Origin of the sequence: Sulfuricurvum sp. (genome assembly GCF_028713855.1) — a bacterium.
Classification (GTDB): domain Bacteria; phylum Campylobacterota; class Campylobacteria; order Campylobacterales; family Sulfurimonadaceae; genus Sulfuricurvum.
The window spans coordinates 42,445-65,348 of sequence record NZ_JAQTNN010000016.1 but is presented as its reverse complement, the minus strand read 5'-3'; the positions used below and the strand labels follow the sequence as shown (position 1 = coordinate 65,348).

The 22,904-nt window shown below is 44.3% G+C and carries 22 protein-coding genes and 1 pseudogene; 16 read left to right on the top strand and 7 right to left on the bottom strand.

Annotated elements, in window-relative coordinates; all coding sequences use genetic code 11:
- The 3 genes and pseudogenes from PHI47_RS12815 to PHI47_RS12805 all read left to right on the top strand — a co-directional run.
- Nucleotides 1-126, top strand: a pseudogene (locus PHI47_RS12815) (30S ribosomal protein S21); the annotation flags it as partial.
- Between the two features lie 121 nt (nt 127-247).
- Entirely contained in the window at nt 248-1,411 is a 1,164-nt protein-coding gene (gene purT / locus PHI47_RS12810; RefSeq protein ID WP_299938121.1) for a formate-dependent phosphoribosylglycinamide formyltransferase, read from the top strand.
- The gene (locus tag PHI47_RS12805; protein WP_299938118.1) at nt 1,408-2,337 is read left to right on the top strand and encodes a D-2-hydroxyacid dehydrogenase; all 930 of its coding nucleotides are present in this window, start codon (nt 1,408-1,410) and stop codon (nt 2,335-2,337) included. The genes purT and PHI47_RS12805 overlap by 4 nt, the downstream gene beginning before the upstream one ends.
- Here PHI47_RS12805 and PHI47_RS12800 read toward each other — a convergent pair.
- Nucleotides 2,315-3,220, bottom strand: a complete 906-nt coding sequence (locus tag PHI47_RS12800) for an AEC family transporter (RefSeq protein ID WP_299938115.1) — start codon at nt 3,218-3,220, stop codon at nt 2,315-2,317. The two genes, PHI47_RS12805 and PHI47_RS12800, sit on opposite strands and share 23 nt — an antisense overlap.
- An 88-nt stretch (nt 3,221-3,308) precedes the next feature.
- On the opposite strand from PHI47_RS12800, the gene PHI47_RS12795 reads away from it, so the two are divergent.
- From PHI47_RS12795 to PHI47_RS12765, 7 genes are all read left to right on the top strand, one after another.
- A complete protein-coding gene (locus tag PHI47_RS12795) occupies nt 3,309-4,910 on the top strand; it encodes an FAD-dependent oxidoreductase (RefSeq protein WP_299938112.1) in 1,602 nt (533 codons plus the stop codon).
- Entirely contained in the window at nt 4,889-5,023 is a 135-nt protein-coding gene (locus PHI47_RS12790) for a hypothetical protein (RefSeq protein ID WP_299938109.1), read from the top strand. Before PHI47_RS12795 ends, PHI47_RS12790 begins: the two co-directional genes overlap by 22 nt.
- Nucleotides 5,023-5,730, top strand: a complete 708-nt coding sequence (locus PHI47_RS12785) for a 2Fe-2S iron-sulfur cluster-binding protein (RefSeq protein WP_299938106.1) — start codon at nt 5,023-5,025, stop codon at nt 5,728-5,730. The genes PHI47_RS12790 and PHI47_RS12785 overlap by 1 nt, the downstream gene beginning before the upstream one ends.
- Nucleotides 5,731-5,793: 63 nt before the next feature.
- Nucleotides 5,794-6,291, top strand: coding sequence for a YajQ family cyclic di-GMP-binding protein (locus PHI47_RS12780; protein ID WP_299938103.1), 498 nt, complete (start codon nt 5,794-5,796; stop codon nt 6,289-6,291).
- Between the two features lie 9 nt (nt 6,292-6,300).
- Entirely contained in the window at nt 6,301-7,254 is a 954-nt protein-coding gene (locus tag PHI47_RS12775) for an HD domain-containing phosphohydrolase (RefSeq protein ID WP_299938100.1), read from the top strand.
- Entirely contained in the window at nt 7,251-7,862 is a 612-nt protein-coding gene (locus tag PHI47_RS12770; protein ID WP_299938098.1) for a DNA-binding protein, read from the top strand. Before PHI47_RS12775 ends, PHI47_RS12770 begins: the two co-directional genes overlap by 4 nt.
- Nucleotides 7,863-7,874: 12 nt before the next feature.
- Nucleotides 7,875-8,864 carry an HD-GYP domain-containing protein gene (locus tag PHI47_RS12765; RefSeq protein ID WP_299938096.1) on the top strand — a complete coding sequence of 330 codons (990 nt, stop codon included), beginning with the start codon at nt 7,875-7,877 and terminating at the stop codon, nt 8,862-8,864.
- Here the strand turns inward: PHI47_RS12765 and PHI47_RS12760 are convergent.
- A complete protein-coding gene (locus tag PHI47_RS12760; protein ID WP_299938093.1) occupies nt 8,852-11,683 on the bottom strand; it encodes a helicase-related protein in 2,832 nt (943 codons plus the stop codon). The genes PHI47_RS12765 and PHI47_RS12760 overlap by 13 nt on opposite strands.
- A 131-nt stretch (nt 11,684-11,814) precedes the next feature.
- Here PHI47_RS12760 and PHI47_RS12755 point away from each other — a divergent pair, with 131 nt between their 5' ends.
- From PHI47_RS12755 to PHI47_RS12730, 6 genes are all read left to right on the top strand, one after another.
- Nucleotides 11,815-12,969, top strand: a complete 1,155-nt coding sequence (locus PHI47_RS12755) for an ATP-binding protein (protein WP_299938091.1) — start codon at nt 11,815-11,817, stop codon at nt 12,967-12,969.
- Complete coding sequence (locus tag PHI47_RS12750) at nt 12,956-14,920, top strand: NACHT domain-containing protein (protein ID WP_299938088.1); 1,965 nt, start codon at nt 12,956-12,958, stop codon at nt 14,918-14,920. The genes PHI47_RS12755 and PHI47_RS12750 overlap by 14 nt, the downstream gene beginning before the upstream one ends.
- 80 nt (nt 14,921-15,000) lie before the next feature.
- Nucleotides 15,001-15,309, top strand: coding sequence for a hypothetical protein (locus PHI47_RS12745; RefSeq protein ID WP_299938085.1), 309 nt, complete (start codon nt 15,001-15,003; stop codon nt 15,307-15,309).
- A complete protein-coding gene (locus PHI47_RS12740) occupies nt 15,285-15,617 on the top strand; it encodes a DUF309 domain-containing protein (protein ID WP_299938082.1) in 333 nt (110 codons plus the stop codon). The genes PHI47_RS12745 and PHI47_RS12740 overlap by 25 nt, the downstream gene beginning before the upstream one ends.
- Nucleotides 15,610-16,230 (top strand): NAD(P)H-dependent oxidoreductase, encoded by a 621-nt coding sequence (locus tag PHI47_RS12735; protein ID WP_299938080.1) that lies wholly within the window; start codon nt 15,610-15,612, stop codon nt 16,228-16,230. Before PHI47_RS12740 ends, PHI47_RS12735 begins: the two co-directional genes overlap by 8 nt.
- A 9-nt stretch (nt 16,231-16,239) precedes the next feature.
- Complete coding sequence (locus PHI47_RS12730; RefSeq protein WP_299938078.1) at nt 16,240-17,085, top strand: mechanosensitive ion channel domain-containing protein; 846 nt, start codon at nt 16,240-16,242, stop codon at nt 17,083-17,085.
- Here PHI47_RS12730 and PHI47_RS12725 read toward each other — a convergent pair.
- From PHI47_RS12725 to PHI47_RS12705, 5 genes are all read right to left on the bottom strand, one after another.
- A complete protein-coding gene (locus PHI47_RS12725) occupies nt 17,080-18,180 on the bottom strand; it encodes an MFS transporter (RefSeq protein WP_299938076.1) in 1,101 nt (366 codons plus the stop codon). The two genes, PHI47_RS12730 and PHI47_RS12725, sit on opposite strands and share 6 nt — an antisense overlap.
- A 1-nt stretch (nt 18,181) precedes the next feature.
- Complete coding sequence (locus tag PHI47_RS12720; protein ID WP_299938073.1) at nt 18,182-18,694, bottom strand: RDD family protein; 513 nt, start codon at nt 18,692-18,694, stop codon at nt 18,182-18,184.
- 206 nt (nt 18,695-18,900) lie between these two features.
- Nucleotides 18,901-20,790 (bottom strand): flagellar hook-basal body complex protein, encoded by a 1,890-nt coding sequence (locus PHI47_RS12715; protein ID WP_299938070.1) that lies wholly within the window; start codon nt 20,788-20,790, stop codon nt 18,901-18,903.
- Nucleotides 20,791-20,844: 54 nt separating this feature from the next.
- A complete protein-coding gene (locus PHI47_RS12710) occupies nt 20,845-22,179 on the bottom strand; it encodes a flagellar hook protein FlgE (protein ID WP_299938068.1) in 1,335 nt (444 codons plus the stop codon).
- 31 nt (nt 22,180-22,210) lie between these two features.
- Nucleotides 22,211-22,891: a FlgD immunoglobulin-like domain containing protein gene (locus tag PHI47_RS12705; RefSeq protein ID WP_299938065.1), complete on the bottom strand. Its 681-nt coding sequence runs from the start codon at nt 22,889-22,891 to the stop codon at nt 22,211-22,213.
- Between the last annotated feature and the right edge of the window lie 13 nt (nt 22,892-22,904).

The following is a 22,904-nucleotide window of genomic DNA, read 5'->3' as shown; positions in this document are numbered from 1 at the left end:
ACTGAAGCTCGTGCTCGTCGTAACCATGTTACAGAGACTGAAAAACGTAAACAGTTCAAAATCAGCGCTCGCAAAAAGATGTTAAAACGTTTGTATATGATGCGACGTTACGAATCTCGCCTGTAATCTCTTGCGCTTCGGCGCTTGGGTTACACCCTCTCAATTCCTTCAATTTTCCCCTTTGTAACAAAACCTTTACGAACCCTATGATAAACTTCGTGTAATAATTTCTGCACAAGGCTATTCTATGCTCTTTAGCGCACCTCTCAAAAGCAATTCCAAAAAAATCATGTTGTTAGGTTCCGGCGAACTCGGAAAAGAAGTGGCGATCGAGGCACAGCGTCTCGGAATCGAAGTAGTTGCGGTAGATCGTTACGCGCATGCACCGGCACATTTGGTCGCTAACCGTTCCCACGTGGTGAATATGCAAGACAAAGAAGCGGTTCTTAAAATAATCCGCAAAGAGAAACCCGATTATATCCTCCCTGAGATAGAAGCCATCAGTATTGATGCATTGTTCGCAGCAGAAGCCGAAGGGTTTTGTGTTATACCCAATGCCGAAGCGGTTAACAAAACGATGAACCGTAAAAATATCCGCCGTTTTGCTGCGGAGGAGTTAGGACTTAAAACCAGTCGTTATCATTTTGTGAGCACGTACGAAGATATGTGCACAGCAGCGGAAGATGTCGGCTTTCCGTGTGTTATCAAGCCGGTAATGAGCTCTTCAGGACACGGACAAAGTATCGCGCATAGTCCGTTTGATTTGGAAAACTCATGGGAAATTGCCAAAGAGGCACGCGGCGATGCGAGTGAACTGATCGTCGAAGAGTTTATCCGTTTTGATTATGAAATCACGTTGTTAACGGCGCGTAACGGAGTAGAGACAGTATTTTGTGAGCCGATCGGGCATATCCAAAAAGACGGTGACTATATTTACAGCTGGCAGCCGATGGAGATGTCCAAAAAAGCCCTCAAACGTTCTCAGAAAATAGCGAAAGCGATTACCGACGGATTGGGCGGTAAAGGGCTATTTGGTGTTGAGTTGTTTGTGGCAGGGGATGAAGTCTATTTCAGCGAAGTGAGTCCACGTCCGCATGATACAGGGATGGTGACACTCATTACCCAAAGTCAAAGCGAATTTGCCCTTCATGTACGTGCAGTACTTGGGCTTCCTCTTGGATTTACGTTCTACGGTGACGGTGCAAGTGCGGCGTTCAAATCGACTGTTGAATCGCATGAACCGGTGATCGATGTTGCGGATGAGTTGTTTGATGATAACAGTTTTGTCCGTGTATTCGGGAAACCCGAAGCGCATGTCGGACGTCGTATGGCGGTTGTTTTGGTGTTTGACAAAGTGAATAAAGCGCTTAAAAAAGCGAAAAAATTGATTAAAAAGATTCAAGACGCATGAATATCGTAATACTTGATGCACTAACGTATGGTGACACCACGTTAGCAGGGTTTGATACCTTAGGCGAGGTTATTGTCCATCAGACGACATCCGCTGATGAAACAGCGGAGCGTGTACGTGATGCAGAGGTGATTGTTACGAACAAAGTGGTGATTAACGATGCCGTGATGGAATCGGCACCAAATCTCAAACTCATCTGTATTGCGGCGACAGGGATGAATAACATCGATCACGACTCGGCGGCACGTCGCGGGATTACCGTCAAAAATGTGGCAGGTTATTCGACCGATGCCGTTGTTCAACATACATTTTCGATGTTGTTTTACCTGATGGGTCACAGCCGATACTATGACGAATACGTTAAAAGCGGCGAGTGGCAGCGTGAAGCGGTATTTGCCCATATCGGCCCCTCATTCAGCGAATTGCGCGGTAAGACATGGGGAGTTATCGGACTGGGTGAAATCGGCCGCAATGTGGCAAAAATCGCGTCAGCTTTCGGTGCAAATGTCTGTTATTACTCGACCTCGGGAAAAAATGAGAACAGCGATTTTGAGAAAACGACCCTCAGCCGTCTAATCGAGAATAGTGACATTATTTCCATTCATGCACCACTCAATCCATTGACCGAAAATCTGATCTCTCATTCTGAACTGTTGCAGATGAAAGACGGTGCGGTATTGCTCAATCTCGGACGCGGCGGAATTGTCGATGAGGATGCCCTTTCGGTGATCATCGATGTGAAACCGATTTTTGTCGGACTGGATGTATTGGTGAAAGAACCGATGAAAACACCACACCCACTGTTAGCGGTAAAACATCCTGAACGTCTTTATATCACTCCCCATATCGCATGGACGTCTCGTGAAGCGCGTGAGCGATTGATTGCTGCTACAATCGATAATATTAAAACATTTGTAACAGCGTAGGTAATACGAGTGCAATTCCCAAAAATACGACGGAAGTCGTAAATACCTCTACTGTAACAGTACGAGGGGAGCAGTTATAGAGTGAGGCGAGGTTCACGTTAGCCACCGCCAGTGGAACGATCAGCTCTAAAAATAAAATCCCTTTCACAGTACTATCCATCTCCACCATTCCTAACACAACAAATGCGATCAGCGGTATGAGAAGAAATTTTGTTCCGTTTACCCAAGTGGTGAGCCGCAGATTGATTTCTCCCAACTTGATACCATAGAGATAAATCCCAAAGAGTACCAACTGCATCGTCATCGAGGCATATGCCCCCATCATCAGTGTTTTATCCACAGCAGGAGAGGGAACATATCCGATGAGATTCAATGCGATTGCCACCATCGCTGCCCAGAGTACGGGAAGTTTGAGAATATTTATGAGCGAATCGCGCACACTGAACTCTCCACGTGAATAGTAGAAAACCCCGATAGTGTAAACGACGAAGACATTGACGAGATTGATGAGGGTGAGATAAGGGACACTCATCTCTCCAAACAATGCGATACCCAAAGGAATACCGAGATTTCCCGTATTGCCGATGAGTGCGGCAACGGTAGCAATGGAACGCTCTTTGGGATTATGAAAAAGAATTTTAGCCAGAGGAATCATCAGTAACAAAGCCAAAAGGGAAATTCCCAGATAAAGCGAGGGGGCAAAGAGGAGTTCGGTATCGATAGGACGTTTAAGCAAACCCCAAAAGGTGAGAAAAATCTGTAAAAAATAGACACTGAGCAAGGTAATTGTACGATCATCGATCTTTTCTTTGAAGGTCCATTTGGCACCGAAACCGACAGCGATAAAGAGGTAGATACCCATAATAGAGAATAAAGTTTGCATAGTTTATTTTATCCAAAAAATTAGTCAATCTTTTTGAGTGAGAGCTAACACTCCATCGGGTAAAATCGCAATAATAAGGAGTCAGACTATGGCGAAAGTATTGATTATCGGCAGCGGCGGTGCAGGATTGGTGAGCGCATTGTCAGCTCGTGAGAGCGGGGCAGAGGTTATTGTCGCTTCCAAAACACTTCCCACACGTTCACAAACCTCGATGGCTCAGGGAGGGATGAACGCAGTTTTGAGTTCTAATGATACGATCGAAAGCCATATTGCTGATACTCTCAAATCCTCAGCTGGATTGGGAGATGAAAAACGGATCGCATTTATGTGTGAAAAAGCACCCGAAGCGATAGAGTGGTGCAACCGTATCGGCTTACCTTTCAGTCGTGACGAAGAAGGGCAAATCGCCCGTCGGCGTTTAGGCGGAGCGAGTGCGCCTCGTGCTTGTTATGCGCAAGACTATACGGGGCTTAAACTCCTTCATACCCTTTACGACCAATGCCTCAAAGCAGGGATAGAATTTAAAAACGAGCGATTTTTGCTCAATCTGATTGTAGACGAAACTGCTAACCGTGTGTTAGGAGCGACGTTTTTACATATCGAAACGGGTGAGGTCGAAGAGATACGTGCCAATGCTGTGATACTTGCGACGGGCGGATACGGCGCACTTTATGGTAAACATTCAACAAACTCCGTACAGGCAACCGGTGATGGTTTGGCGGCAGCGGTACGTGCGGGGGCAAAACTTGCCGATATGGAGTTTATCCAGTTTCACCCTACGGCGCTGAAAGGCTCCTCGATTTTGATTTCTGAGAGTGCTCGTGGTGCAGGCGGGTATTTGGTGGATGCGCAGGGGGATCGCTTTACCGATGAGCTCGCTTCCCGTGATATCGTTGCCCGTGCTATCCATGATGAGATAAATAAAAGCGGTGCGGTCTATCTCGATATCCGCCATCTAGGGGAAGAGTTTATCGATCATGAACTGCCTCAAGAACGCAAACTCGCAAAAATCTATGAGGGTATTGATCCGGTACATGAACTTATCCCGATTAAACCCTCAGCCCATTACAGCATGGGGGGAATCGAAGTCAATGCCGCATGTATGAGTAGTGTGAGTGGCTTGTTTGCCGTTGGTGAGTGTGCCAATCATAAAACCCACGGTGCGAACCGACTTGGGGGTAATTCACTTTTGGAACTTGTCGTTTATGGACGTGAGTGCGGAAAAAACGCGACCGAATATGCAGATAAATCCTCTGCTCCTGTAGGTGAAAGCTCACAGTTAGCTAAAGATACCAATTTTGTTCGTGGGGTGATGTATTTCACCAATCAGATTGATTTTTACCAAAAACAGGAGATGCTCGCTAATATCTTCTATAACAATGTGGGATTAGTTCGAGATGATATGGGGCTGAAGGCAGTGCTTGGGGCGATCCGTCAGATGCAAAAAGAGTTGCCGTTTATGGGACCTCGCGATAAGTCGAAAATATGCAATACCAATTTGGTCGAATTTATCGAGTTTGGAAATAAGATCGAGTTGGCCGAAATTATCGTTGTGTGTGCGATCAGCCGCGTCGAGAGCCGAGGGGCGCATTACCGTATCGATGCACCTGCGCGTAATGACCGAATGTTCGGAGCCCACACAATTACATGGAAAGAGGATGGAGTGCTATGCGCGGATTTTATACAATAAAAATGTTGGGTGATGATAAAGTTTGGGATGACGATAAAGATTCGAATCAGGAGGGATGCTGTGAAGACCCTTATGAGGATGAAGAAGATGAAGAGCGGGAGTGGTGCGACTGATGGAAATTAAAATTTTACGCAGTACTGATAATGAAGCACAAAGTTATAACGTCGAGTTAGATAACGTTACTTTACTCACCGTGCTTAATCATATCAAAACCAAAATTGATCCTACTTTGACCTATTCTCATGGTTGCCGAAGCGGCGTATGCGGAAGCTGTGCCGTTCGTGTGAATGGGCGTGAGCAGTTGATGTGTGAGTATAAACCCTCCGATGGCGATTGTGTAGAGCCGATCCGTAATGCCCGTGTAATTCGGGATCTGGTGGTTGATTCCGGTATGGTTGAGCATTTTAATCGTGTCGCTTCTGCGTGGAGCGAAGGCTCACACGAAGGAAAAGTACGCGAAGAAGATGCGAACCGTATTGAGACGCAAAGCGACTGTATCCTATGTACGTCGTGTTACAGCGCCTGTCCCGTATATGCGGTGAATCCTGATTTTATCGGTCCCTTTGCCCTTACCCGTGTGTGGCGTTATGTAAATGATGTTCGGGAAAATGGAAGTGATACGAAGATAGCGGCGATCCAAACAAACGGAATCTGGGACTGTACCCTCTGCGGCGAATGTGTCCCTGTTTGTCCGCAAAATATTGCCCCTAAACAAGACATAACGATGTTGCGGATGAAAAGTGCGATGATGGGATATCAGGATCCCAATGCGGCAATGGCGTTTGGCGGCGGATTGGATTTTGGAAGCCCGATGTTTTAACCCCTTAAAACATTAAGGTTTTAGTGTGTTATACTAACTGTTATAAAACAGTTAGGAATTAGTATGGCATCAGAACACTCTCTCGATATCTCCGCAAAAATTGATCTCCAAGCATTCAAAGATGCGATTGCCCAAGCTGAAAAAGAGGCAATCGGTCGTTATGATTTTAAAGGGATTACCTACGAAATCAACTACCGTGAAAAAGAGAAACAGCTTATCCTCCTCGCTTCAAGCGATAACAAACTCGATGCTCTCAAAGATATTGTCATTGCACGACTTATTAAACGAGGGCTCTCTTCCAAAGCACTCGAAGAATTAAAAACCGAGGATGCAAGCGGGGGAGCACGAAAAGCGACCTATAAAATCGTGGATAGCATCGAGTCCAAAGAAGCCAAAAAGATTATGGCAGAGATTAAAAATCTCAAAACAAAAGCAAGCGCGGCGATTGAGGGTGATTACATCCGTGTGAAATCCAAACAGATTGATGAGCTTCAAAAGATTATGGCTCACATTAAATCGCTTGAGTGGGATGCTCCTCTCGTATTTGAAAATTTCCGCTAAGGGTCTCAAGTGAGCAAAAAACGGTATAAAGCGATCGATAAACGGCTCATAACTGAGGGGTCTGAGATTAACTTTAACCTTTTTTTGCCCAATGAAGCTAAAAGTGCTATGAGCCTTTTCCTCCAAAGCGATACTGCGGTGGACGGTAATGCGAAAGTAAAGCTTCGTGAGATTGAGACACTTTATGTGAGCGAAGAAGATGAAGAGCGTTATAACGAGTATGTTGCTCAACACCTTCAAAGTATTGCCAAAAACAGTGATATCCCCACAGAAGAGAAAGCGCGTTTGGTTTATGCAAAAGCGAGCGAAGCGGTTGACGCGATGTTTAAAGATCCGGAATCGCTCGAAAATGTCAAAAATGCTCAGCCGATTGTCAATAATTTAATCGACATCATTTTACAGGACAACAGTGCGGTAGAGTCTCTGATGAAGATTACGGCGCACGATTACTATACTCACACCCACTCTATCAATGTCAGTATCTACACTCTTAGTCTGGGTTCCTATCTTGGGATAGCGGGGAAAGATCTGGAGGTGTTGGGGATGGCGGCGATTTTACATGATCTGGGAAAAAGCAAAATTGATTATGAGATTATCAATAAAAATGGGAAACTCAGTGATGAGGAGTTTACGCAAATGAAACTCCATCCTGCCCTTGGACATGAGATCGCATTAAAACTGGGTATTAGTGATGAGCGAATTTTGAGTGGGATTCGTCATCACCACGAAAAGATTGTCGGCGGTGGTTATCCTGATAATCTCACAGGAGATCAAATCAGTCAGTTTGCCCGTATTATAGGGACATGCGATGTGTTTGATGCTCTCTCCACAAAGCGCTCGTATAAAGATCCGATGAGTTCTTTTGATTCGCTTCGACTAATGAAACAGCAGATGGTCGGGCATTTGGATATGAATATGGTAGATGCATTTATCCGAATGTTACACAAACAAGGAAAATCATGAAAAAAATGACGATAGCCGATGCGGCAGAGTATTTCAACGTATCCAAAGAGGCGATTCATAATCGTATCCGTCGCGGCAGTTTGAATTGTATTGTCGAAAACGGGGTGAAATATGTTGCGGTAGAAGCGGCAAAGAATAACGCAGTGACTAACCTCGTGAGTGATAACCGTTATACGCAGTACATCGAAGAAGAAAATGTTCGGTTACGTGACAAGGTAGAGTGCCTTGAGAAAGAGACAACCCGTTTGCGCGATCAGCGTGAGCAAATGTTGATTGACGAGCGGATCAAAGTCGAACAGATTTATAAAGAGCGTGATGCGCAGCTAAGAAGCGTTTTGCATGTTGTTGCGACGAAATTTCTCTCCCATGCGAATGAAGAAGCGGTGATGCAGGAAGCAATTAATGCGGATGTTGTGGATACCGTTATCGAAGAGTGGATTTCATTGAAATCGTTTTTAAAACTGAAGCGGATCAAAGACAAAGAGAAGAAAAAAATAAAAAACCGCTTTGAATCGGTTGCAGAAGAAGGTGACGAACGCCTTAGTGTCCGTGAAGGAAAGATTTTTTTAAATCCTTCGCAGTATGATTATTCAGAATTATTGACATAGGATGTAAAGACGGTGAAGCGAATCCGTATTTTTCATGCTATTCCTTTAGAAGAGACACAGATTTATGTCAAAATCGAAAAATGGCTTCTTGACGTCGGTGATGTAATAGAATGTAATTTGTATGAATCAGTAGGAACTCGCGGCGAAAAGGAGCTTTTTCTTCCTAAAAATAAACCGTTGCACGATGAGATTAAAAAGAAGATGGATCAGCTCGAAGCCCTCTATATCTGTCAAGAAGATGAGCCGATTTACAATCAATTTATCGACTTTATTGTTCAAGCTGTATCTCAAAACACCCATATTGCTATTACAAAAAAAGCAGCTGTTATCTATCGGCAGGCCTCTATTATCCTTAATGAGATGTTTGATGATCCTGAAGCCCTTGAAAATGTTCCCAAATCGAAGAAAGTGGTTAACCAATTCGTTGATACAATTTTTAGTGATACCCATGCGATTGAGTCATTGATAAAAATTACATCGTATGATTATTATACCCATACCCATTCGATCAATGTCTGCGTCTATGCGCTTAGTTTAGGGTCATATTTGAGACTAAATGCTAATGAGCTTGAAGAGCTTGGGATGTCTGCATTATTGCACGATTTAGGAAAAAGCAAAGTCGATCATGCTATAACCAACAAAAATGGGTTATTGACGCATGATGAATATGAACAAATGAAACATCATCCTTCCTATGGATATACGATTGCAATGAAAATCGGAATTCATGATGAGCGGGTTCTTGATGGAATACGCCATCATCATGAAAAACTCGACGGAAGCGGTTATCCGGATGGATTAAGAGAAGAAGAAGTCACTATTTTCGCTCGAATTATAGGGGTGTGTGATGTATTTGATGCACTATCGACAAAGCGTCCCTATAAAGAGCGGTTGAGTTCGTTCGAGGCACTTCATTTGATGAAAGAGACCATGAAACACCACTTGGATATGTATATAGTTGATGCATTCATCCAGATGCAGAGGAGCGATCAGCCTCTGTAAGTAGAGCGTCTTTTCTCTTTTGGCTGAAATTTAGTGGGAGCTGTCGTATGTGCTTTTGCACGATTTAGATTGTGAAAACAACTCTGACAGATGGCAAACTCAGCGTTAGGTGCTAACGGTTTTCCGCATGTTTTGCATCGTGGGACAAAATGGCTTTGCTGAAGCGAGTTCTCGATAAAACGGTTCAGTTCCCCCCGAAACGCTCGTGCTTTTTCTGCATCCACGAAATATTCCCCCATTCGATACGATAGCCACAGATAGAGACTGATCTCTTTGATCCGATCTTCCGCTTCTTGGAGCTCTTCCATTGAGAGGGCATAATTTCCTAACCGTTGCGGCGGGATGTAGGCAATCGGTTTTTTCTGCTCTAATGCACGTACATAGCGCTCGAATGCCGCCATCACAAGCGGCGATGAGGTGGAGAGCGGTGCCGTAGCAAGGGTGTATTTGGTTCGCATATCGAGATCGTAATGATCGACGATGGCGGAGGCTTCCTGCATCGATTCGAGATTGGCCGCACGGAAAGGGCCTTCGAACTTCATATTTTCAACGAAAAAATCGACGATATTTGAGAGAGATTTTTCTTCCAAAATAGTGGAAACAAGCATGATATGATCGAAGTTTGCCATGACGTTAAACGGCAATGCGATTGGTTCGATTTGTTTAGTAAAGAGATTGGTAACGGTTTTGAGCACATCACCTGTTAGTGCTCCGACATACCCTTTTTCACTCAACCCGTATCGTCCAGCGCGCCCTGAAATCTGTCGTACTTCGGTCGCGGTGAGATTGCGTTGGTTTTGCCCGTCGAATTTGTCCGCTTTGGAAAACAACAGGGTTTTGATCGGGAGGTTCAGACCCATGCTGATCGCGTCGGTGGCGACGAGAATATCGGTCTCCCCCTCACGGAAACGGCGTGCTTCTTCACGGCGTACTTCCGGACTCAGATTGCCGTAGATGACACTGGTACGGTACGTTTTGGAAAGTTGTTGTTTCAGCCGCAGGGCATTGGAACGGGTAAAGGCGATAACGGCGGTTTTAGGCTCAATTGCATCGATGGACGTCGGTGATTTGAGAAGTTCGAGGGGATTTTTCCGCTCAAATTCGACAATCTCCAACGGCTCACCCAAGTATTCGGCTAATGCGATAATCGCCTCACGGGCATTGGGGGAACCCGTCATAATCACCGTTTTAGCCGGAGCACCGATAATAGCATTTGCCCACGCCCATCCCCGGTCGCGGTCATCGATCATTTGTACCTCATCGATGACACAGCAATCGACTTCGACTTCGAAGCTCAACATCTCGATGGTAGAACTGATATGGGTTGCATCCTCATCAAGCAGCTGCTCTTCTCCGGTAATGAGGGATGCACTGACCCCATCATCCCGAAGAGTCTCATACCCTTCTAACGCCAACAAACGCAGAGGGGCAAGATAGTATCCTGTCCCCGCTTTTTTAAGCTGTTGAAATGCCGTATAGGTTTTACCGCTGTTCGTGGGTCCCGTATGAAAAATAAGGCGGCGGCGGAGGGAGCGCGCAAGGGGAAAAAGATTTTTAAAATCACGTACGGTTCGCGCTAACAACGCTTGGCGCTGACGTTTGAGCAGTTCATTCGCATTGCGTTGATCAAAAGCAAATAGAACCCGTCGAGTTGTTTTAGAACTGATGTGAGGGGTAAGGGTGAGATAGGGAAGGAGAAGTTCATAAACAACACCGTAAAGAAGCTCTTCACTCATTTCGAGCAGTTTGGAACGCTCACGGCACTCATGGACTAAATGTTCTAACTCAACTAAAAAAGCCCTCTCTTCATGGGTGCTTTGTTCTTCTACCATCGTAGTGATAGTGAGCTCTTCTTCGTTCCAGATTTGTCGGCTCAATTCCTGTGCATCCAAATGGAGAGAGAGGGTATATTCGAGCGGTATATTACGATGAGGAAGCAGAAGTTGTTTCTCGATTTCGATGATTAAATCATCGGTTCCGACAGAGATCAGCGGCGTGTGTAAATGGTGTGCTAATACGTCGCGTAAAATAGTAATGTTGAGCGTCCCGTAGGTTTGGGTCGATGGCGGGGCGCTTTTGAGTGCAGATATGATTTGTTCTTTGGTCAAGTAGCGATGATTGGTGAGATTGATAGACGATAAAAACAGATCGGTTTGTTCTTGTTTTAGTGTTGTTAGTGCTGACTTTAGTTCGGTGATCTCAGGTACCAATGTCTCTACACTCTCTTCATGGAGCCGTTTTTCATTCAGCGGTGCTGTTTTGAGGACATGGATTTTAGTAAATGTTTCACTGTCGATACGGTAGGTGATCGGAGCGTAATACTCCATCGTATCATCATAGTTGAATTTCCCCTCTAACGCTTTCTCAAGGGATTCGCGTTTTTTGGTATAGCGGATGTGCTCTAGCTTCGACGCTATTTTCTCTGGGGTGATTTTACGGGTGCGTATATCGATAAACGAAGCGTGCAAATCACGTCGTTCGGCTTCGGTGATTTCAAAGGCTTCCAACAGCTCATCAATCTTGTCTTCTCGCTCATGGGGTTTTTCTTTGGGTTTGGGGTTGGGGTAGATTTTCCCCTCATTTTTGAAAAAGGCGACGATCATCTCGCGGTTGTCGGTCTCCCCCTCCGACCACAAACGGCGGAAGTTTTTAATCAGGGCCGCTTTATCAGTAGTACCGTTAAATATTCCCAGTGTATGGGCGAGGGCGATCAGCGATTCGGTCGAAACCCGCTCAATCCCCTCGTCAAATCCTTCATCGCCGAAAAAATGGCGGATGGATTGGTTGAGTTTTATCATTTTTTTCTTTTTCTTTGCCATAAGAGAGTGTATCTTTTTTCTCCTAATATTTTCTTCTTATTAGATATGACAATAAATATCTTGTCAGAATCATTGACAATAAATATTTTGTCAGATAGAATGACAATAAATATTTTGTCAAGGAACTTGAAATGCAATTATGTGTTGGACAAGTAGCGCGTGCAGATCAATTTTGGGCGAGAGATACGGAGATAAACCGTATTTGGGATTCAGTGGACTCAGGCGGGCACATTTTGATAGCGGCTCCGAGACGTGTCGGTAAAACTTCTGTCATGTACAAAATGTACGATGAACCACGTAATGGGTATGTTGTCGCGTTTGTGGATGTTGAATCGGCGGATAATGAGCATGAATTTTGGCACAAACTATTTAATACACTAACGAGTGAAACATTTATCTCTCAAACGCACCGTTATGCCGCAAAATTGGCAGCTTCACTACGCGAATTAGCGGGGAAAGTAAAAAAAGTTTCGACATCGGGAATCGAATTCGGTGATGGGGAAACATTGGATTATGCAGCAGCATTTGAAAAATTTGTAACAGAATTGCAGATAGAAAAAAAGCTCATCATCATGGTGGATGAATTTGCCCAAGCGGTAGAGAATATCATTAAATATCAGAGTAAGGAGCAAGCCGAATCATTTTTACGAACTGCACGGAGCTTGCGACAAAATCCTAAAATATTGGAAAAAGTAACGTTTATATATGCAGGTTCCATCGGATTGGAAAGTGTGGTTGCGAGAATCGGTGCAACAAAATCGATTAATGATCTAAACAGTATAAAAATACCTCCTTTGGTGTTTGAGGATGCTTTTGTATTTACTCGCGCTTTATGTAAAGAGATAGAAGTGGATAATGAAGCGATTACGTATTTATTAGAGAAAATTGAGTGGTTGATCCCTTTTTATATTCAGCTTGTTCTACAAGAGGCGAAAGCAATTAGCAAAGAATCACTTACAAATGAGAATATTGACTGTGCCATTACTGCGGCACTTCAACATAAGAATCACTTTGAACACTGGAAAAGCAAGCTCAAAGAGGCATTTGAACCGACAGGATACAACTTCGCAAAAGAGATTTTGAATGTTATATCTGACAAACATACGATCAAATCATCATCGATTACGAACCTGATTTCAAAACATAATTTGGATCATGACATAGCTAAAGAGATTGTCCATACTCTCGTCTATGATGGCTATATCAATAACAGTGACGATCCAAATATATACCGTTTTAATTCCCCGATTTTGCGTATGTGGTGGTATAACAATGTCGCTAACTAATTACTCACGCTACAAATACACCCCTGATGAGATGGAAGAGCGAGAGTTCCTATCGCGCTTCGTCGTTCGCACGGACATATTTAATGAAATATTTGAAGATATAAAATCAGCCAACCATACGGTACCGCAACAACACTATATTATCATCGGTCAACGTGGGCAGGGAAAAACGACGTTATTGCGAAAGGTGTTGCTTGAGGTGAAAAACTCTCCTGACCTCTCGGAGCGTATTGTACCCGTCAAATTTTCCGAAGAGCAGTATCAAATCCGCTCCCTTAGCCGACTGTGGGAAGAGGTTGCCGATTATCTACAAAGTATCTATCCCGATAGTTTCCCTGATATACTGGATAAGATGGAAGGGCATTTTGAGGATGATGATTATGAGCTGAAAAGTTTCTCCCTCTTTGAAAACACCGTTATCCAATCGGAGAAAAAATTACTATTGCTGATCGATAACATCGATGAGTTGATCGGTAAACTAAGCATCAAAGAACAACGTAGATTACGCGAAATTTTGCTCAGTTCTTCGTCGATTCGTATCATCGGTGGCTCCACCGATATGCTCGAACAGCACCACAAATACGATAAACCGTTTTACCAGTTTTTCAAGATTATCAAACTGCGCGGGTTCAATGAATCCGAAGCCCACACCTTTCTCCGTGCTATTGCCAAAGAAGATCAAAAAGAGCAGATAGAAACTTTGATTCGAACCAATCCTGCGCGGATTGAAACATTGCGACGATTGACGGGCGGGGTGCCGCGAACACTTGTAATGCTTTTTGATATTTTGATGGATGATGGGGGAAATGCCTTTGATGATTTGCTCAAAATTCTCGATGAGGTAACACCGCTCTATAAACACCGTATGGATGATTTGCCTCCGCAGTTGCAGGAGATCGTCCATACAATCGCAATGAACTGGGATGGGATGTTCACCCGTGAAGTGGCGAAAAAAACGAAACTGGAGAGCAAAGCGATCTCCTCACAGCTCAAACAGCTAGAAAAATACGAGATCGTCGAATCCGAATCGATCGGGAAAAACAAGATTTACAAGATCAAGGAACGATTTTTTAACATCTGGTATCTGATGCGTTACGGACGGAAAAAAGACCGACAGCGGGTTGAATGGCTCGTGAAGTTTTTGGAATCGTGGTATTCGAAAGAGGAGTTGGAGGAGAGGGCAAAAAGACTTATCGATTCGTTGCAAACAACTGAAGTGAGTCCAAATCATGCGTATCATATGGCGGAAGCGTTAAGTCATGCAGGTATAGGTGTAGATATGGAACATAAGTTAAAGTCAAAAACTATGGAATATTTATTATCAATAAAATCAGATCTTGCTGAGGAATTAAGTGAATCTGATTTGGATTTATTATTATCTGGAATAAAAGGAATTAGAGAACAAAATACTGACCAAGCTAAAAAAAATCTACTCAAAATTAAAAACAAACAAGACATAGGTGAAATTCTTGATATTATAATTAAACGATTGGAGGCAGAAGATGCAATTGATGAATTGCACATGGCGCAAGATAAAATTATTCAGCGATATTCAAAAACAAATTATGATGAAATGTTTGATATTCATAACACCATGTTACCTAATGGTTATTACTCATTGGCACTAATGAAGTTAAAATGTGAAAGATTTGAAGAAAGTTATATTGAATTTATTGAATGGTGTAGCTCCAAAAAACAAGAACATGATCTAAATATTCAAGATTACTTAATTTTATTGATCGCCAAAGGTCAATACTATCAAGCCAAAAAATTCTTTGAAATGGAAGAATACGGCTTTAAAGACATCTACAAACCAATTTGGTATGCACTTATGAGCCTTATGGGAGAGGATGAGGAATACAAAAAGATGGGTAGCGAACTCACTGAAAGTGTGAATGAAGTGTTAGCTCGGATTCGGGAATATGAGGAGAAATACGGTTCTCTTTCATAAAACAGCCAGTTATAAATCCTAAGGCTAAAGCATTTATAGCTTTGATAAACTCTCATAAAATAATATAACGGGAAGAATCGATGATCGATCTAAATGTCGATGAATGGACGCAGGAAGAGTTTTTACGGAATAAACGCTCATTAGAAGCACAAGGAATTCGGGTTGTGTTGATCGATACGATCCTCAATCCGATCGATGGAATCGAAACCACATTGTATGCTCCTCCGCTTTTAAAAAACGAGCCTGATGGGAGTGTATTTGTTTTCTATTGCGATACCGGTAAATCGTCCAAAGAACGGCTAAACGAATTTCGAACCAAATTTCCGAATCATGTGTGTATCAGTTTACGGGGAGGGCGAGGGTATTGGCGCAAGAATCTACGGGTATAACAATAGCGTTTGAGGCTTACGAACGGTCTCTTTCAGAAGGTCGTTATTATGACGCGCATAATGATTTAGAGCATTTATGGTATCCCCGTCGTTTTGAGAAGGATGATGAAGTGCTGTTATGGAAAGGGTTTATCAATGCGGCGGTTTGTTTTGAACTCATCAAGCGGGGACGGCAAGAAGCTTCGGAAAAAGCATGGAAAAATTATCTCAAATATTGCCCACTTTTAGAAAATCTTATTACCCCTCATAAACAACTCTACGTTAAAATGGTACAAATAATTGAACACACAAAGGCACAGCATGTCTGAATTTTTAAAAGCTATGGCGTTTCGTCACGCCTGTAAAGCATTCGATACCGAAAAACAGATTCCCGCAGAGCAGTTTGAGCAGATTTTGGAGGTGGCTCGGACGTCTCCTTCCTCATTCGGGATGGAGCCATGGCGGCTGATCGTGGTGCGAAAGCCTGCTTTGCGTAAAGCACTCAAAAGTGCGTGCTGGAATCAAAACCAGATTACGGATTGTTCAGAACTGGTGATACTCACTACCGATAATGACACTGTACGAAGCGGCACACCGTATGTTCGTAAAATGTTTGAGCGTCGAGGACTTCCATCTGATGCCGTCGATACTTATATGGGAGTTTATAAAAACTATCTGGAACCGATCGAATGCGATGAGGTGCTGTTGGAAAACTGGACGGCGAAACAGTGTTATATTGCCTTGGCAAACATGATGACCTATGCGGCGACTCTAGAGATCGACAGCTGTCCGATCGAGGGGTTTGATAAAGAGGAGGTTGAAGCCATTTTGGATCTCGAATACGGTCATAGTGTGGCTGTTCTATGCGCATTTGGATACCGTGTAAATCCGCAAAGCCCTCAAAAACGGCTTGATGTGAAACAAATTATCGAATACCGTTAAGGAAATACCATGTTGCAAAAGATTGAACATTACGGAGATAAAGTTGAGCATTACACGGACTTAGCCTATCAATACGGGACAGAATACGGCATCAAGATTGTAGGCTCTATTCTCATTTTTTTAATCGGCAAATGGATCGCCGGACAAATAGTTTCCCTGATTAAAAAAGGGATGCAAAAAACGCATGTTGATCCTACTTTGGTCTCTTTTGCCGCCAATGCGACCTATGTGGCATTGATCGTAGTCATTGTTATCGCCGCTATTAGCAATTTGGGTGTGGAAACGACCTCTTTTGTTGCGGTCTTCGGTGCAGCCGGATTGGCGGTTGGTTTAGCGCTCAAAGATACCCTTTCCAATGTCGGAGCGGCAGTGTTGATTATCTTTTTTCGCCCATTTAAAGTGGGGGATGCTATCGAGGCCTCAGGGGTGATGGGGACGGTGAAATCTATTAATCTTTTTTCGACAACGCTTACAACGCCGGATAACCGCTCTATTATTATCCCTAACGGTGCCCTTATCTCAGGTAATATTATTAATAACACGGGGAATGAGACACGCCGTATCGATATGGTTTTTGATATTGACTACAAAGATGATTTGAAGCTCGCAAAAGAGGTCATTATGAATGTTCTCCTTGCTAATGAGAAGGTTCTTTTAGAACCTGCTCCTGTGGTTGCCATAGGGGCATTAGCACAAAATTCGGTGCAGATTTTTGCACGCCCGTGGGTTGCAGTGGATGCTTATGCAGATGTGACGTTTGAGATCATCGAAGCGGTAAAACTAGAATTTGATAAACACAAACTCTCCATCCCGTTTCCTCAAATGGCACTGCATGTTCGAAAAGAGGAGTTATGATCGATTATTAACACTAAAGGCGATAGTGGCACCCAATGCGGCTATCGCCCCTCCTACAAATAATAACGAAGGGGTGTACTGATAGAGCGCCCCTGCCCCGACTGCCCCTATAAACCCTCCCAAACCGTATGAAATACCGAAGAAAAACTGTTGCGCAAGGCGACGCGCTTTATGGAGATGAAAAAGCATTCCAATCGCCGCAGAGTGAAACAGAGCAAAACTAAAGGCATGAAGACTCTGGGAAGCAAATAAGAGAAATGTAGAATCGGGGAAAAGGGCAACGATAAGCCAGCGCAATGCGGTAACCAATGCCGTAAGCTGAAGGATTCGTCCTAAATTGCCGCGAAGGAGCGGCCCTTGAAAATAAAACATTGCGATTTCTGCAATAACGCCGAAACTCCACAGCCACACCGTCGTGTCCAACGATACGCCGTGATCGGTGGCATAGATGGTAAAGAAGTTATAAAAAGGGCCGAAACTCACCTGCATTAGGAAAAATCCGATCCAAAGAGGGATGTATTTCACAATCGAAAATCGGCATGCTTCATCTTGTGATGAGCATTCTGAAGAGGGGGTATGTGATTGTTTCATACCGATCAGTGCTCCGAAGGCCAGTGTGAGTAATGCCATTGCGATTAAAAAATCGATCCCGACATAGGGGGTGGTGAGAAATTTGACCAGCACCAAGGCAACGGCGATGAACCCGAATGAGCCAAAGAGGCGGATTCGCCCGTAACGCTCTTTTCCAATATGTTCCAGTGCGATGACTTCAATATAAGGGAGAATAAGGGAAATTCCGATTCCAAAAAGGATATTCGCCCCAAGCAAAGGATAAAAATGGGTTAGTGAAGGGTAGAAACCTGCTGCTCCAAGCAGCATTAAAGCCAAAGAGGTAAAAAAAGTTTGTTGACCCAGCCGAAAACCTTGTAAAAAGAGAAACGGCATCGCAAAACGAACCAATGGCGCGGAGGCGAGTATAATCCCGATATGAAGCGGGTCATACCCCACCATCGCGAGAATTTTTGGGACAAAAATAACGTGTACCCCGATCAGAGCAAAATAGAAAAAATAGAACGAGGCGATTAAAACCGGCATATTAAGAGACGCGGATTACAGCCGTACCGCTGAGGAGATCATGGAGTGAACGCTTATCCTTGCGGAGTAAACCGATAAAGAAACCGATTACACTAATCAAGGAGATAAAATAACCGACAAAACGTAGGGAGAGTTTCCAATACGGAGCATTCTCTAGCGTCGTTGCATCGATCACTCGGATATGGGCAAGTTTTTTCCCCGGCGTTTGGCCGTCTCGATGCCATAACCAGACATAGGTGATAAGAAAAAGGGTTATTTGGGTGATAGAGGCTATAGGATTAGGGGGATTTAACTGTGCTTTATCGCTGTGAACAATCACATCTATGGCGGTTGCCGTGTGCATCTGATCGTATCCGAATAGCATCATAGTTATAAGCGATATCGGTAAACCGATCATAAAAATATCGGTAGCAAATCCTGCGACACGAGGCCAAAAGGGGGCATAGATTATTTTTTTGGATTTAGGGGTTGGTGGTTGGTGCTGTTTTTGTTTTTTTAGGGTTCGCCATCTCATAACGAAATTATAACCTTATTACTGTTTGTTTACTAATTTGTTTCATAATACTTAAATCCCAATTGACAGCAGCAAGTCAAGGGTGTTTTCATCACTCACTCCTTAAGTTTCAAAGTCCGGCAGCTTCTTCACTGCCGGGTCTATCTACTTCTTCCTATTAAATATTAAACAAACAAAGTTATAACAAAGCCGCTAACGCATTAGCGTTAACGTTTGATGCCCAGAAGAGTTTCGAGGAGGGTATCCGAAGTGGTAATGGTTTTAGCATTGGCTTGATAGCCGCGTTGAATAATGATAAGGTTTGTCAATGATTTGGACAAATCGACGTTAGAGCCTTCAAGAGCGGATGCTTGCATATATCCACGTCCTGCAGTAGCGGCTGTACCGATAATCGGATCACCCGAGTTTGCCGATTGGAGATAAACGTTTCCGCCGTCGCTGGTAAGACCCTCATTGTTCGAGAATTTTGCCATTGAGATTTGAGCAAGACCGAAAGAACGGCCGTTTGAGAATGAACCGATCAGTGTACCGCTCGCATCGATACGAATACCCTCTAGGTCACCGCCCGGATAACCGTCTTGACTGATTCCACTGGTGGCAGATGGATTGTCAAAACTGGTAATACCGTCAAATCCGTTGATCGTACCGAAATTCAGATTGATAGATTGGTTTGGCTTGGAACCGTTGTTTCCGGTAAAGTCGATTGCCGGAATGTTGTACCCTGCCAATGCCCCGGTAGAGTCAAACGTAATTGCCCCTGCCGGATTGAGGATGTTTTGGTAGGGGGCTACCCCTCCGATATCCGCAGGTTTCGGGACAGTAACGGTGTAATTCCATGTTGTTCCGCTGGTCGAATTACTGGTTGCTTTTCTAAAATCGACTTTAAGGGTATGTTTACTTCCCAGTGAATCATACACGTCGATACTTGCAGAGTGGGTAGCCGCATTGACGGCTTGTGATTGTTTTGCCGTAGCGGAACCTGCCGTTATATTACCGGCAAGGGTCAAAAAGTTGGAGGTAAAGGTTTCGTTTTTAACGGTATTGACATCAGTGATTCCGGCTACGTTGATACTCAGGTCACTCGCCCCCGCACTGTTAGAAATAAGCAGTTTTCCTTGTGGATTGTAGTTTACGGTCGAACCGGCAGAACGCCCAGGATTAAGAGCATTGGTTGATGTCCAGTTGGCAACAGCGGCACGAAGGTCTTCGGTCGTGTTGAAATAGTAGACGTTTCTGTTGTTGGATGGTGTGAAGCCGTCACTTTGAAGCGGAGAGGTTGCCGCCCCGCCCGCACCGGTACCGGTAGTGGTAACGTCGGCACTGTTGGAGGTATAACGAAATTCAGCGTAGTTCACGCCGCCGTCGGTACTGATGAAAATACCGTCTCCGCCTACACCAGGACCGGCTGCGGCAGAAGTGAGGGCAAACGCGGTACCGCTGGCATTGAACATGACTCCCATGTCTTCGGCAGCCACAGGATATCCATTTGTATTTACAAATGCCCCTGCGGTGTCGGTTTCATAAGTCGGTTTGTACTGAGTGATGGTGGTGCTTGCACTCAAATTGGCTTTGACAACGACTTCGGAACTGGCATTTGCCGGAGTGGTGAGTCCTGGAGGGATTGTGATGTTGCTGATAGGTGCGGTAGAATCCACAAGCCCGGTTACTTTGTCACGTACCCATCCTTGAACGATAAATCCGTTGTTGTCAACAAAATTTCCGGCTGCATCAAATTTAAAGTCACCGGATCGGCTGTATTTATAGGTACTTCCCCCATCCGGAGAGACAATAAAATATCCGTCTCCTTGGATTGCGACGTCGGTATTTTTATCGGTATTTTGGATAGAACCTTGTGAATGGATACGGGTGATCGAATTTACCGATGTCCCTAATCCGATTTGTACCGCATTCTTACCGCCCAGTGAGCCTTGGGGAGCTGTTGCGATTTGATTGGTCTGTGCCAGCAAATCCGAAAAATTGGCACGAGAGTATTTAAAGCCGATCGTATTAACGTTGGCAATGTTGTTGGATTCGACGTCCATAGCGATTTGATGCGATTGCAATCCGGTAACGCCTGAAAAAAGTGATTTCAACATGAGCTGTCCTTTTTATGACAAAGTAAAAGTTATAAGCAAAAAATATTCCAAAAACTATCGATGCATTGAGAGAGCTTTTTGAATCATCTCATCCACGGTAGTTACTATTTTGGAATTGGCCTGATAGGCACGCTGTGTGACGATCATATCGGTTAGTCCAACCGATACATCGGCGTTAGAACCCTCTAGATAATTACTTCGGACAGTTGCTCCGGTAATGGTATTACCATTGGCATCGCTCCAAAAAATAGGTTTTCCACTGTCGGAACTTTGTGTGTAATAGGTTCCCCCCTCGCGGTTTAGACCTTGATCATTTTGAAAATGGTATACCGCGACACGGCCGATAGCACTTTGGCGACCGTTGGAAAAATCGGCTATGATGACCCCATTGGAATTGATACCGTATTTGGTCAGTGATCCTTCGGAGACCCCATCGGAGGTTGATGATCCGCTAATCCCGACTCCATCGATAGCGATTACACCGCTGTATCCTGCCCCCAAATTTACAGCAACCGGTGTTCCGTCGTTGTTCATGGAAGAGATATTAAAATTTTCAAGAGCGCCGGATGCACCGAAGGTAGCTTGGCCATTTTGAGTGTCGTATACGATACTGCCATCATTAGACGTCACGGTGGCGACGACATCCCAAGCAATTCCGCTTGTCGGTTGAGTCGCGCTTTTAGTAAAAGTCAGCTTGAGCTGATTGGCATCATTGTTGGCGCTTATAACTTTAGCACTGATGGTGCGTGTTTCATCGACAACCCCCAGATTTCCGACAAAAGTCGTTTGGGTCGTCGGTACAACCGGATAAGCAAGGCGTGTTGGAAACTCAAGCACACCTTGGCTGCCGACGTCGGAGAGGGCAACATCACTTGCCGGATTATTGAGTACATAAGCCCCGACGGCTCCATTGAGCGTTTGATCACCGTAATCAAATGATGGGTTGTAGGCAAAATTACTGAGCATCGTACCCGTAACGAATTGTCCGTCTGCCGTCACTAACCGGTTAGTAGATGAGTTGACGTCACCGCTTGTTTTTTGATAGGTATCAAACGAAAAACTTCCGTCTCGGGTATACGAACTCTCTCCATTGGAAGTGACACCAAACCATCCGTTCCCCTCGAGTGCGAGATCGCTAAATCGATCGGAGGGCATAAATGTCCCTTGGGTAAATTGAAAGCTTGTGGCTTGTAGTTTTACCCCATAGCCGATATCGTTGGACGTTGGAGTATTGCTGCTTGAGATGGCTTTGCTAAAAAGATCGGCAAACTCTGCTGTTGAGCTTTTATAAGCCGTTGTCGATACGTTGGCTAAATTATCCGAAATAACATCCATGCCGTATTGGTTGGCTTGTATACCCGATATTGCCGTATAGTACCCTTGTGTCATAGTGTTTCCCTTTTATAAATAGCAGCAGAACTTAGTTATTGGTAATCTCATGGATCGTACTGAAATCGATATAGCTTGATCCGAGTTTGGCATAAGTTTTACCGCTGTCAAATTTGATCGATTCGATCGGATAGCGTCCGATACGTGTTGTAGCCGAAGTGCCGTCAGCCTTATTATAGGTTGATTCGACGTAATATGTGCCGGAGTCTAAGGCTGTACCGGCGCTGTTTGTACCATCCCAGCTAAACTGTGCGACACCTGCATCGGTCGCTCCGATATCCATAGTTTTGAGGATTTTACCGTTGGAATCCATAATATTGATTTTTCCGGTAGTCACATTATCCGGAAAATAAAGCTCAAAGTCGGTTGTTGAACCTTTGGAGGCGAGAACTGCATTGCTTCCTGTATCGGCGATTTTCCCGATAGCGGAAATACCGGTGAATTGCGCGGATGCGGTGAGTGCCGTAGCGAGTGTTGTGAGTGCTTTTGTCGTGTTTTCGCTCGACTCTAGTGTCGCCAACTGAGATGTTTGGGTCAAAATCTTTTCGGAGTCCATCGGAGAGGTAGGATCTTGGTATTTAAGCTCCAGCATGAGAAGCTTTAAAAAATCGTCTTTTCCTAATATACCGTTAGGGTTGACCGCAGTGGATGATGTTGTTGTGGTATTTGCCGATGCGGATGTTAATGTGTTGCCGTATGCGTCGATTGCCATGATATGCTCCTTG

What these genes read in the sequence shown, in the direction of transcription:
- purT (WP_299938121.1), top strand. Translation starts at nt 248, where the DNA reads ATGCTCTTTAGCGCACCTCTCAAAAGCAATTCCAAAAAAATCATGTTG.
- PHI47_RS12805 (WP_299938118.1), top strand. Translation starts at nt 1,408, where the DNA reads ATGAATATCGTAATACTTGATGCACTAACGTATGGTGACACCACGTTA.
- PHI47_RS12800 (WP_299938115.1), bottom strand. Translation starts at nt 3,220, where the DNA reads ATGCAAACTTTATTCTCTATTATGGGTATCTACCTCTTTATCGCTGTC.
- PHI47_RS12795 (WP_299938112.1), top strand. Translation starts at nt 3,309, where the DNA reads ATGGCGAAAGTATTGATTATCGGCAGCGGCGGTGCAGGATTGGTGAGC.
- PHI47_RS12790 (WP_299938109.1), top strand. Translation starts at nt 4,889, where the DNA reads ATGCGCGGATTTTATACAATAAAAATGTTGGGTGATGATAAAGTTTGG.
- PHI47_RS12785 (WP_299938106.1), top strand. Translation starts at nt 5,023, where the DNA reads ATGGAAATTAAAATTTTACGCAGTACTGATAATGAAGCACAAAGTTAT.
- PHI47_RS12780 (WP_299938103.1), top strand. Translation starts at nt 5,794, where the DNA reads ATGGCATCAGAACACTCTCTCGATATCTCCGCAAAAATTGATCTCCAA.
- PHI47_RS12770 (WP_299938098.1), top strand. Translation starts at nt 7,251, where the DNA reads ATGAAAAAAATGACGATAGCCGATGCGGCAGAGTATTTCAACGTATCC.
- PHI47_RS12760 (WP_299938093.1), bottom strand. Translation starts at nt 11,683, where the DNA reads ATGGCAAAGAAAAAGAAAAAAATGATAAAACTCAACCAATCCATCCGC.
- PHI47_RS12755 (WP_299938091.1), top strand. Translation starts at nt 11,815, where the DNA reads ATGCAATTATGTGTTGGACAAGTAGCGCGTGCAGATCAATTTTGGGCG.
- PHI47_RS12750 (WP_299938088.1), top strand. Translation starts at nt 12,956, where the DNA reads ATGTCGCTAACTAATTACTCACGCTACAAATACACCCCTGATGAGATG.
- PHI47_RS12745 (WP_299938085.1), top strand. Translation starts at nt 15,001, where the DNA reads ATGATCGATCTAAATGTCGATGAATGGACGCAGGAAGAGTTTTTACGG.
- PHI47_RS12735 (WP_299938080.1), top strand. Translation starts at nt 15,610, where the DNA reads ATGTCTGAATTTTTAAAAGCTATGGCGTTTCGTCACGCCTGTAAAGCA.
- PHI47_RS12730 (WP_299938078.1), top strand. Translation starts at nt 16,240, where the DNA reads ATGTTGCAAAAGATTGAACATTACGGAGATAAAGTTGAGCATTACACG.
- PHI47_RS12725 (WP_299938076.1), bottom strand. Translation starts at nt 18,180, where the DNA reads ATGCCGGTTTTAATCGCCTCGTTCTATTTTTTCTATTTTGCTCTGATC.
- PHI47_RS12720 (WP_299938073.1), bottom strand. Translation starts at nt 18,694, where the DNA reads ATGAGATGGCGAACCCTAAAAAAACAAAAACAGCACCAACCACCAACC.
- PHI47_RS12715 (WP_299938070.1), bottom strand. Translation starts at nt 20,790, where the DNA reads ATGTTGAAATCACTTTTTTCAGGCGTTACCGGATTGCAATCGCATCAA.
- PHI47_RS12710 (WP_299938068.1), bottom strand. Translation starts at nt 22,179, where the DNA reads ATGACACAAGGGTACTATACGGCAATATCGGGTATACAAGCCAACCAA.
- PHI47_RS12705 (WP_299938065.1), bottom strand. Translation starts at nt 22,891, where the DNA reads ATGGCAATCGACGCATACGGCAACACATTAACATCCGCATCGGCAAAT.